This window comes from Phenylobacterium sp. J426 (genome assembly GCF_024699945.1).
In the GTDB taxonomy this organism is placed as follows: Bacteria; Pseudomonadota; Alphaproteobacteria; order Caulobacterales; family Caulobacteraceae; genus Phenylobacterium.
The window spans coordinates 1,906,029-1,915,542 of record NZ_JAJOMY010000001.1 but is presented as its reverse complement, the minus strand read 5'-3'; the positions used below and the strand labels follow the sequence as shown (position 1 = coordinate 1,915,542).

The 9,514-nt window shown below is 70.9% G+C and carries 11 protein-coding genes; 5 read left to right on the top strand and 6 right to left on the bottom strand.

Going from position 1 to position 9,514, the window contains the following annotated elements:
• Positions 1 to 84 precede the first annotated feature (84 nt).
• The 3 genes from LRS10_RS10110 to LRS10_RS10100 are packed head-to-tail and all read right to left on the bottom strand — an operon-like array spanning position 85 to position 2,206.
• Entirely contained in the window at positions 85 to 753 is a 669-nt protein-coding gene (locus tag LRS10_RS10110) for a TPM domain-containing protein (RefSeq protein WP_257837143.1), read from the bottom strand.
• A complete protein-coding gene (locus LRS10_RS10105) occupies positions 753 to 1,562 on the bottom strand; it encodes a YgcG family protein (RefSeq protein WP_257837142.1) in 810 nt (269 codons plus the stop codon). Before LRS10_RS10105 ends, LRS10_RS10110 begins: the two co-directional genes overlap by 1 nt.
• On the bottom strand, positions 1,559 to 2,206 hold the full coding sequence (locus tag LRS10_RS10100) for a LemA family protein (protein ID WP_257837141.1): 648 nt from the start codon (positions 2,204 to 2,206) through the stop codon (positions 1,559 to 1,561). The genes LRS10_RS10105 and LRS10_RS10100 overlap by 4 nt, the downstream gene beginning before the upstream one ends.
• Positions 2,207 to 2,331: 125 nt before the next feature.
• On the opposite strand from LRS10_RS10100, the gene LRS10_RS10095 reads away from it, so the two are divergent.
• A complete protein-coding gene (locus LRS10_RS10095) occupies positions 2,332 to 3,099 on the top strand; it encodes a bifunctional 2-polyprenyl-6-hydroxyphenol methylase/3-demethylubiquinol 3-O-methyltransferase UbiG (RefSeq protein WP_257837140.1) in 768 nt (255 codons plus the stop codon).
• Here LRS10_RS10095 and LRS10_RS10090 read toward each other — a convergent pair.
• From LRS10_RS10090 to LRS10_RS24470, 3 genes are read right to left on the bottom strand one after another with little or no spacing between them, the layout of a single operon-like run.
• Positions 3,096 to 3,851, bottom strand: a complete 756-nt coding sequence (locus LRS10_RS10090; protein ID WP_257837139.1) for a DUF1365 domain-containing protein — start codon at positions 3,849 to 3,851, stop codon at positions 3,096 to 3,098. The two genes, LRS10_RS10095 and LRS10_RS10090, sit on opposite strands and share 4 nt — an antisense overlap.
• Entirely contained in the window at positions 3,848 to 4,813 is a 966-nt protein-coding gene (locus tag LRS10_RS10085) for an NAD/FAD-binding protein (protein WP_308237950.1), read from the bottom strand. The genes LRS10_RS10090 and LRS10_RS10085 overlap by 4 nt, the downstream gene beginning before the upstream one ends.
• Entirely contained in the window at positions 4,755 to 5,192 is a 438-nt protein-coding gene (locus LRS10_RS24470) for an FAD-dependent oxidoreductase (protein WP_308237949.1), read from the bottom strand. The genes LRS10_RS10085 and LRS10_RS24470 overlap by 59 nt, the downstream gene beginning before the upstream one ends.
• Before the next feature lie 107 nt (positions 5,193 to 5,299).
• Between LRS10_RS24470 and LRS10_RS10080 the strand changes: the two genes are divergently transcribed.
• From LRS10_RS10080 to LRS10_RS10065, 4 genes are all read left to right on the top strand, one after another.
• Complete coding sequence (locus LRS10_RS10080; RefSeq protein ID WP_257837138.1) at positions 5,300 to 6,091, top strand: DUF1295 domain-containing protein; 792 nt, start codon at positions 5,300 to 5,302, stop codon at positions 6,089 to 6,091.
• On the top strand, positions 6,091 to 6,498 hold the full coding sequence (locus tag LRS10_RS10075) for a DUF2177 family protein (protein ID WP_257837137.1): 408 nt from the start codon (positions 6,091 to 6,093) through the stop codon (positions 6,496 to 6,498). The genes LRS10_RS10080 and LRS10_RS10075 overlap by 1 nt, the downstream gene beginning before the upstream one ends.
• Before the next feature lie 81 nt (positions 6,499 to 6,579).
• Entirely contained in the window at positions 6,580 to 8,160 is a 1,581-nt protein-coding gene (locus tag LRS10_RS10070) for an AMP-binding protein (RefSeq protein ID WP_257837136.1), read from the top strand.
• A 73-nt stretch (positions 8,161 to 8,233) separates the two neighbouring features.
• Positions 8,234 to 9,508 carry an amidohydrolase family protein gene (locus tag LRS10_RS10065; protein WP_257839127.1) on the top strand — a complete coding sequence of 425 codons (1,275 nt, stop codon included), beginning with the start codon at positions 8,234 to 8,236 and terminating at the stop codon, positions 9,506 to 9,508.
• Positions 9,509 to 9,514: the final 6 nt, after the last annotated feature.

Genomic DNA, 9,514 nt, shown 5'->3' with positions numbered 1-9,514 from the left:
CGCAAGGGGGCAATCCCCGTAGAATCCGCCGTTTTTTCAGCGACCTAGAGGTTAGGGAGGATCACTACGGCGTCTGGCAGCTCGTTAGGGTTGTCGCCTGCACGCGGAGGAAAGCGTTCCGCCAGCACGTCGCCGCAGAGGCCGATGGCCGAGGCGAAGCCCGCCGCGGGTTCGCCGCGCTTCAATCCCTCCGTCAAGGCGGCCATAGCCCGGTCCCACACCTGTGGCTCCACCTCCCCCGGCGATGCCTTCGTCGGCGATCAGTTCGGCCATGTGCTCGGCGAAGGAGACGTAGATCAGCACGCCGGTGCGTTCCCGGGTCGCGTGCAGGTTCTTGGCGACGAACTGTTCCTGCGCCCGGCGTCGGACGCGGTCGCGCTTCAACCCGCGAGGGGTCAGGGCCCGGCGCAGGGCCGGAACGGAGACGACCGCCAGGGCCAGGACGAACAGCGCGCCCTGAAGCAGGACCGCCCCGATCAGCGCACGGCGCGCCGCGGCTTCCGCCACGCTCGAAACCTGCGCCGCGGTCCAGCCGCCCAGCAGGTCGGGCGCCTCGACGTGCACGCCGGCCAGCAGCAGGATCGCGGGACCCAGCAAGGCGACGCCCGCCGCCCAGGCGAGCGGCGTCTCGCGATAGTCCGAGCTCTCCTCCGCGAAGACGCAATAGATCTCGCCCGTGGTGCGGGTCTCGGCCTCGCGCACGGCGGCCTCGATGGCCGCGCGGTCCGACGGGCTCAGCAGCACCTTCTCCATCACCAGCTCCCCGAGGATCCGCCGCCGCCGAACGACCCGCCGCCGCCGCCGAATCCGCCCCCGCCGAAACCGCCGCCTCCGCCCCAGCCGCCGCCGCGATGACGGCCGCCGCCGCTGGAGAGGATGAGCGGCAGGAGCCACCACATGCCGCCGCCGCGCCGCCGCCGTCCGCGCCCGCCGAACGCGCCCAGGATTCCGCTGAGGATCCAGAAGATGACGATCATCACGAAGATGACCGGGATCGCCGAACCGCCGCCGCTCGCGCGCGCGGCCTGCGCCTGTTGCGCCTGGGCGACGTTCGCCCGCGCCTCCTCGTCGGGCAGCGAAAGCTGCCGCACGAGTTGATCGGTCCCGGCGACGATCCCCTGCTCGAAGCGGCCTTCACGGAACTGCGGCAGGATCGCGGTCTGGATGATGACGCTGGAGAGGGCGTCGGTCAGCACGCCCTCGAGGCCATAGCCGACCTCGATGCGCACCTTGCGCTCATTGGGCGCCACGATCAGCAAGGCGCCGTCGTCACGCTCTTTCGAGCCGATGCCCCAGGCGCGGCCCAGCTGGTAGCCGTACTCTTCGATCTCGTAGCCCTGCAGGTCCGGCAGCGTGGCGACCACCACCTGCCGACCGGTCGACTGTTCGAGTCCGGCCAGCTTCTGGTCGAGCTCCTGCTCCACCTGCGGCGAGATCAGATTGGCGTTGTCCACCACGCGCCCGGTGAGCGGCGGAAACTTGGGCTGGGCGACGACGCCAGCCGGGACCAGGAACATCAGGAGCGCGAGGACGAGGCCCCGCGCTCCCGCGAACCGGCTCATTGCGGCGGGGCCGAACCGGGCGTCACCGCCGGCGCGGGCGGAGCCGAGAAGTCGACGGTCGGCGCGGACTGGGCGGCGGCCGTGGCCTCGAACAGCTGCATGGGCTTGGAGCCCGAATGGATGGTGTTGGCCCAGATCACCGTCGGGAAGGTCCGTAGGCTCGTGTTGTAGTCGCGGACGGCCTCGTTGTAGTCGCGCCGCGCCACCGCGATGCGGTTCTCGGTGCCTTCCAGCTGGCTCTGCAGGGCCATGAAGTTGGTGTTCGACTTCAGGTCCGGATACTGCTCCTGCAGCACCCGGAACGGCACCAGGGCCATCGACAGGTTGTTCTGCGCCGCGGCGTAGCGCTGGAAGGCGGCCGGATCCTGGGTGATCTCGGGGCCCGCCGGGGTGTTGACGATCCCTGCCCGCGCCTGGGTCACGGCGATCAGCACGCTGCTCTCCTGCGCGGCGTACCCCTTCACAGTCGCCACGAGGTTCGGGATCAGGTCGGCGCGACGCTGATACTGGCTCTGGACGTCGGCCCAGCGGGCCTTGGCGGTCTCCTCCTTGGTCGGGATGGTGTTGATCCCGCAGGCGGCGAGCGCCAGCGGCGCGGCGACGATCAGGGCCACGCGGGCCAGGCGGCGGAGAAGGGTGTTCATCGAGCTCCCCATGTGGGCCAATGACTCAGCTTGGCCATGCAGTATGTGGCCCCGTCGTTGATCTTGCGCAACGCGCGGGCCATCAGAGGGCCAAAGCGCGCCCCGCGCGGCGGAGTTCCTGACGCATGGCCAAGGTCCGGCCCTACTACGCCGACGGCGGGCTGAGCGCCGCCTTCTACGACGAGATCACCGCCGCAGACGCGACGCTGGCCGGCGACGTCGACCTCTATGCGGCGCTCGCGCCAGAGGGCGGCGCCGTGCTGGAGCTCGGCGCCGGCTCTGGCCGGGTGACCCAGGCCCTCGCTGAACGCGGCTTCACCGTCGTCGGCATCGATCTTTCCGCCGCCATGCTGGCCCGGGCGGAGGCGCGGCGGAAGACGCTGCCGCCAGAGGTCGCCGCCCGCATGGCGGTCCGGCGAGGCGATATGACGGCGCTGGATCTGAAGCGAACGTTCGACGCGGTGATCTGCCCGTTCTTCACCCTCGCGCACGTACCGGCCGGGACGGCCTGGAAGAACACCTTCGCCGTGGCCGGGCGGCATCTGGCGTCGGGCGGCCTCTTCGCGGTCCACCTGCCGAAGCTGGACGTGATGCGGAACCTGCCGCCGGTCAATCCGAAGGCGCCGGTCTTCGACCGCGCCCTGCCGGACGGCCGGCGCCTCGTTCTGTTCGTCGCCGAGCGCAGCTTCCGCGAACCGCCGGGCAAGCTGGAACAGGTCATCGAGTACGTGGTGGCGGACGCCTCTGGCCGCGCCCTACAGCGCTCGCCCGAACGGCTGACCTACTACATGGCCGATCCCACCCCGTTCGCGGAGGCGGCCGGCCTTGAGCCCGCAAGCCCGCCGCAGGACCTCGGCGGCGCCGGCGACCTCTGGGTGTTCCGCAGACCCTAGGCGACGACGGTCACCGCCCTGCGGGGCGGCGCGGGACGGGGCCGCAGGCGCTCGCCCTTCAGCCAGATCTTCAGCGCCTCCCAGTGGATCGCCGCCAGCACGCCCAGGCTCATCCACGGGTGGGTCAGCCAGGCGCGCAGGAGCGCTGCGTCTGTGAGCGGCGCGCGGCGGCCGACGAAGCCCGCCTGGAGCACGGGCCCCGCCGCGTCGTTGGCGTCGACGAACACCCGCACCGTCTCGCCCGGCGGCTGCAGCCGGAAGGCGTAGGCGAGGTCCATGTCCATGAACGGCGAGACGTAGAAGTCCTTGTCGCAGCCCTGGCGCATCACCGGCGCTTCGCGCGCCGGGATCAGGTAGCTGTGGCGCTCTCCGAAGGTGTTGGTGACCTCGTAGAGGCTGGCGCTCAATGCGCCATCGGCGCCATGGCAGAAGTACACGGTCAGCGGGTTGAAGCCGTGGCCCAGGACGGTGGGCAGGGTCAGCATCCGCACAGGCCCGCCGGCCGCCAGGCCGGCGTCGCGCAGCAGCCCCTCTACCTGCGCCTTGAGCGGGCGGTCCGAGCCGTCGCCGTGCCGCCGCGGTTCGAAGCCGATCAGGTTCGGCCGCCCCGCCGAGAATAGACGCAGCCCACGGTCCAGGGCGTCGACCTCGTCCAGGTCGAGCAGCAGCATGAACACCCGGTAGCGCAGCCGGTGCGCCCGAGGCCGCGTCCGGGCATGGGTGACCACGCCGGGATAGAGGCCCGAGATCACGCCGCCGCCTCGATCGGCTCGCCCGTGTCCACGTGGATGCGGCCGGACTCGTTTTCCACCGTCCAGGGCCGTCGGACCCCGCCCAGTTGCTCGGCCACCGCCAGGCCCGACTGCAGGCCGTCCTCGTGGAAGCCGTGCCCGAAATAGCTGCCGCAGAACCACGTCCGGCGCACGCCCTGCAGGCTCCAGAGCTGCGGCTGGGCGGCGATAGCGGCGCTGTCGAACAGCGGGTGGTGATAGACGTCGGTGTGGAGCACCGCCTCGGGCGCCACGGGCTTCGTGGGGTTGAGTGTGACGAACAGGTCCGGCGCGCCCTTCAGGCTCTGCAGGCGGTTCATCCAGTAGGTGACGCAGCCCTCGCCCGGCGCGTCGCGGCGGCCGATGTGGTTCCAGCTCGACCAGGCGCGACGGCGCACCGGCATCAGCGCCCGGTCGGTGTGCAGCACCGCGAGGTTGCGGCTGTAGCCGAACGCCGAGAGCAGCCGCCGCTCCTCCGGCGTCGGATCCTCGAGCAGCTGCAAGGTAATGTCGGCGTGAGTGGCGAAGACCACCTCGTCGAAACGGTCTTGTCCGCCCCGCGCGTCACGCACCACCGCGCCCGCGCCGTCCCGGCGGACGCCGGCCACGCGAACGCCCACCCGCGCCTCGCCGGCGAAATCCTCGACCAGACGCGAGACATAGGCCCGGCTGCCGCCTTCGACCGTCCGCCATGCGGGACGGCCGACCACCTGCATCAGCCCGTGGTTGAGGAAGAAGCGGATCAGCGACGCGGCGGGGTAGCGCCCGATCTCCTTCAGCGGCGTCGACCAGATGGCCGCGGCCTGCGGCAGCAGGTGGTCGTCGCGGAAGGCCTGGCAATAGCCCTTCTCTTCCAGATAGGTCTCGAGCGAGGTCAGGGGCTGTTCAAGGGCGGCCAGGTCCTTGGGGCCTTGCCGATAGAAGCGGGTGACGTCCCGCAGCATCCGCCAGAAGCGGGCGGAGAACAGGTTGCGCTTCTGGGCGAAGATTCCTGAGCGCCCCGTAGCTGGAGTATTCGAAGGCGCCGTCGTCCAGCGAGACGCTCAGCGCCATGTCGGCGTGCTGGCTGGGTGCGCCGAGGTGCGCCAGCAGGGCGGTGAAGTTCGGATAGTTGGCCTCGTTGAAGACGATGAAGCCGGTGTCCACCGGCACAGGGCCGCCGTCACCCTGGACCTCCACCGTGTGGGCGTGGCCGCCCAGCCGCGGGTCGGCCTCGTACAGCACCACCTCGTGGCGCTTCGACAGGAGCCAGGCCGCCGAGAGTCCGGCGATGCCGCCGCCGATCACGGCGATCCGCCGCCGCCCAAACCGATGCTCGTCCACGTCCTGGCCCCTTAACAATTGGCGCCCGGCGGGCGCGGTCGGGCTAGCTACGGAGCCGCGCGGGCGGCGGATGCGTCCGGAAGCGCAGCGCCGCCGTATGGACGACGATGGGATCGATCCTCCTCCCGGCCCTGGCCGCGCTGCTGCTGATGTCGGCGGTGATGACCGCCGCCTGGGCCTACGGCCGTCGTCGGCGCAATGGCGGCTGGACCGACGTCTTCTGGACCTGGGGTTCGGGCGCGGCGCTGGCGCTGGCTGCGCTGGTGACACCGGGCGACACCGGCCGCGGCCTGCTGGTCGCCGGGCTCGTCGTGCTGTGGTCCCTCCGCCTGGGCGCCTATCTCACCCCGCGGGTCGCCGGGCGCGAGGACGAGGATCCGCGCTACGCCCGCTTCCGCCAGGAATGGGGCGCCGCCTACCCCCGTCGCATGCTGCAGTTCGCGCTGTCCCAGGCCGTCGCCACCGCCCTGCTGGCGCTCAGCGTTGCGGCCGCGGCCGGGCGCCCCGGACCGCTCGGCCTGCGCGATGGCCTTGCCGTGGTCGTGTTCCTGGCGGCCCTGGCCGGCGAGGCTGTCGCCGACGCCCAGATGCGCCGCTTCCGCGCCGATCCCGCCAACCGTGGCATGGTGATGGACCGCGGCCTGTGGGCGTGGTCGCGGCATCCCAACTACGTCTTCGAATGGGCCGTCTGGCTGGCCTATCCGGTGATCGCGCTCGACCCGGGCCGCCCCGCGTCCTGGCTCACCCTGATCGCCCCGGCCGTCATGTACCTGCTGCTGACCCGCGTCTCGGGCGTACCGCCGCTGGAAGAGGCCATGTTGCGCTCCCGCGGCGAGGCCTATCGCGACTATCAGCGGCGCGTTCCCGTCTTCTTCCCCACCTTCAGGAGATCCGCATGATGCTGCAGGCCCTCGCCGCCTTCTTGGGCGCCGGACTCGTCATGGGCGTGCTGGACGCGCTGTGGCTCACCACCGCCGTCCCGCGCATCTACCAGCCGGCCATCGGCCCCCTCCTGGCCGACAAGCCCAACATGGCCGCGGCCATCGCCTTTTACCTGATCTATGTCGCCGGCATCGTGCTGCTGGCCGTCTGGCCCAACCGTGATGCGGGGCTCCTGCGGGTGGCCGCAACCGGCGCCGCCCTCGGCTTCGTCGCCTACGCCACCTACGACCTCACCAACCAGGCGACGCTCAAGATGTGGTCGGTCCGGCTGACGGTCATCGACATGACGTGGGGCGCCGTGCTGACGGCCGCCAGCGCCGCCGCCGGCTGGGCCGCCTTGCGTTGGGCGTACCGCATTTTCTGACGGGCGATTGTCGGGCGCGCCCCGCCCGTGTCATGGTTTCCTCAACGACAAGCGGCGCAAGGCCGCGCGGGAGGAAGCGTGATGGACGCCGTCAAGGAACGGGCCGGACTCGTCGAGCGCCTTGAGGCCGCCGCGCTCACCGGCATGACCCTGGCCGAGTGGGCGCAGGCTCAGCCGGACAAGCCGTGCGTCATCGACCCGGACGGGCGGGCCCGAACCTTCGCGGAGGTGAACGCCAGCGCCAATCGGCTGGTCCGGCTGCTGCGGGGCGCAGGGCTTCAGGCCGGCGACGCCGTGGCCCTGGTCTCCTCCAACCGGGCGGAGTTCGTGGAGGTGCTGGCCGCCTGCCTCCGAGGCGGCTTCCGGATCACGCCGGTGAATTGGCACCTCACCGAAGGCGAGATCGCCTACATCCTCAACGACTGCGAGGCGAAGGCGGTGTTCTGCGAGGCCCGCGTGGCCGCCTCGGCCGCCGCGGTGGCTCACGCCCCCGGCGTCCGGCTCAAGGTCGCCATCGCCGGCGATATTCCCGGCTTCCTGGACTACGACGAAGCGCTGGCGGGCGTCGACGCGTCCGACATCGACGATCCCGTTCTTGGCAACCAGATGCTCTACACCTCCGGCACCACCGGCCGGCCCAAGGGGGTGTTCCGGCCGACCCCGGTGATCGTCCCCCAGGCGATGTATGCGACGCGCGGCTATGATGAAGCCTCCGTCCAGCTCTGCGCGGGCCCCGCCTACCACGCCGCCCCGCTGGCCTTCGACGTCCGCGCCGCCATGGGCGCCGGCGCCACCCTGGTGTTCCTCGACAAGTGGGACAGCGAACGCACGCTCGCGACCATCCACGAGCGCCGGGTCACGCACCTGCACCTGGTGCCGATCATGTTCCAGCGGCTGCTGGCCGTGCCCGACGCGGTGAAGGCCCGCTACGAGCTCTCCTCGGTGAAGTACGTGGTCCACGGCGCGGCGCCCTGCCCGCCCGAGGTGAAGATGGCCATGATCGAGTGGCTGGGCCCGGTGCTGAACGAATACTATGCGGGGTCGGAAGGCGGCGCGGGCTTCATGATCGACAGCCACGAATGGCTGAAGAAGCCGGGCTCGGTCGGCAAGCGGCCGGTCCTGATGGGCTCCAAGATCCTCGACGACGCCGGGAACGAGTGCCCGCCGAACGTGGCCGGGACCATCTATCACCAGCTCCCGCCGGGCGGCTTCACCTACTACAAGGACGAGACCAAGACCGCCGCCGCGCGCGTGGGCGACTTCTTCACGATGGGCGACGTCGGCTACTTCGACGAGGACGGGTACCTGTTCCTCACCGGTCGCAGCGCCGAGACGATCATCTCGGGCGGGGTGAACATCTACCCGCAGGAGATCGACAACGAGCTCATCAAGCACGACGCCGTCGCCGACAGCGCGACCGTCGGCGTGCCACACGACGAGTGGGGCGAGCAGGTGAAGGCGGTCATCCTGCTGAAGCCCGGCTACGAGCCCTCAGAGGCGCTCGCCCGCGAGATCCTCGACTTCGCCCGCGCCAGCCTGCCGGCGTTCAAGGTCCCGCGCAGCCTCGACTTCGCCGCCGACCTGCCGCGCTCCGAGGCCGGCAAGATCCAGCGCGGCAAGGTTCGCGCCCCCTACTGGGAAGGCCGCGCCCGCCAGATCTGAGCTTGGCCTTCGCGGCTTCCGGACGTTAAATCCGCCCCTCAGGTTTTGGGGGTCTTCCGTGAAGCATTTCGTCCTGGGCGCGCTCGCCGCCGCCCTGCTCGTCTCTTCGGCGCCGGCGCAGCAGGCGCCGCTCACCTTCGTCCAGGCTGGCCGCGTCCTGCTGGACCCCGCCTCGGGCAAGGTCGAGACGCAGAAGACCCTCGTCGTCCAGAACGGGCGCATCGTCCGCGTCGCCGACGGCTATGTCGCCGAGGCGGGCGGCAAGGTGGTCGACCTGAAGGACAGCTTCGTCCTACCGGGCTTCATCGACAGCCACGTCCACATCACCGGCCAGCAGGGCCCGACCGCACGCCTCGACGAGGTCACGCAGTCGACCGCCGAACAGGCCTTCATCGGCGCCCGCTACGCCAGGCGCACCCTGATGGCAGGCTTCACCACGGTCGCCGACCTGGGCGGCGACAACGAAGCCGTCTTCGCCCTGCGCAAGGCGATCGCCGCGGGCGACGTGCCGGGTCCGCGCATCATCGCCGCCGGATCCGCCATCTCGGTCCACGGCGGCCACGGCGACGTGAACGGCTACCGTGAAGACCTCATGCACGTGATGCGCCCGGGCTCGGTCTGCTCCGGCGCCGACGACTGCCGCCGCGCGGTGCGCGAGCAGGTCTGGAAGGGCGCCGACATCATCAAGATCACCGCCACCGGCGGCGTGCTGTCCAACACCGCGGCCGGCCTCGGCCAGCAGTTCTCCCAGGCCGAGCTCGACGCCATCGTCGACGCCGCCCACCGCATGGGCCGCAAGGTCACCGCCCACGCCCACGGCGGCGACGGCATCACCAGCTTCCTGAAGGCCGGCGGCGACTCCATCGAGCACGGCACCTGGCTCGACGCCGAAGGCATCGCGCTGATGAAGAAGAACGGCGCCTACCTGGTGCCCACCCTGATGGCCGGCGACTTCGTGGTCGGCATCGCCAAGGGCCCGAACAACTTCTTCACCCCGGCCCAGACCGCCAAGGCCCTGCAGGCCGGCCCGCTGATGCTCGACATGACCCGCCGCGCGCACAAGGCCGGCGTGAAGATCGCCTTCGGCACCGATACCGGCGTCTCGGCCCACGGCGACAACGCCGGCGAGTTCGCCCTGCTGGTCCAGGCCGGCCTCACGCCGCTGGAGGCCATCCAGGCCGCCACCGTCAACGCCGCCGCCCACTTCGACCTCTCCAACGAGATCGGCTCGCTCGCCCCCGGCAAGGCCGCCGACATCATTGCGGTGAAGGGCGACCCGCTGGCCGACGTGAACACCCTGCGCTCCGTCTCCTTCGTCATGAAGGGTGGTCAGGTCGCCAAGCCTTAGGCGCAA

Bases quoted from the DNA above. Each gene is read 5' to 3' on its own strand.
- LRS10_RS10100 (WP_257837141.1), bottom strand. From the start codon at position 2,206: ATGAACACCCTTCTCCGCCGCCTGGCCCGCGTGGCCCTGATCGTCGCC.
- LRS10_RS10075 (WP_257837137.1), top strand. From the start codon at position 6,091: ATGCTGCAGGCCCTCGCCGCCTTCTTGGGCGCCGGACTCGTCATGGGC.
- LRS10_RS10070 (WP_257837136.1), top strand. From the start codon at position 6,580: ATGGACGCCGTCAAGGAACGGGCCGGACTCGTCGAGCGCCTTGAGGCC.
- LRS10_RS10085 (WP_308237950.1), bottom strand. From the start codon at position 4,813: ATGCTGCGGGACGTCACCCGCTTCTATCGGCAAGGCCCCAAGGACCTG.
- LRS10_RS10110 (WP_257837143.1), bottom strand. From the start codon at position 753: ATGGAGAAGGTGCTGCTGAGCCCGTCGGACCGCGCGGCCATCGAGGCC.
- LRS10_RS10095 (WP_257837140.1), top strand. From the start codon at position 2,332: ATGGCCAAGGTCCGGCCCTACTACGCCGACGGCGGGCTGAGCGCCGCC.
- LRS10_RS10080 (WP_257837138.1), top strand. From the start codon at position 5,300: ATGGGATCGATCCTCCTCCCGGCCCTGGCCGCGCTGCTGCTGATGTCG.
- LRS10_RS10105 (WP_257837142.1), bottom strand. From the start codon at position 1,562: ATGAGCCGGTTCGCGGGAGCGCGGGGCCTCGTCCTCGCGCTCCTGATG.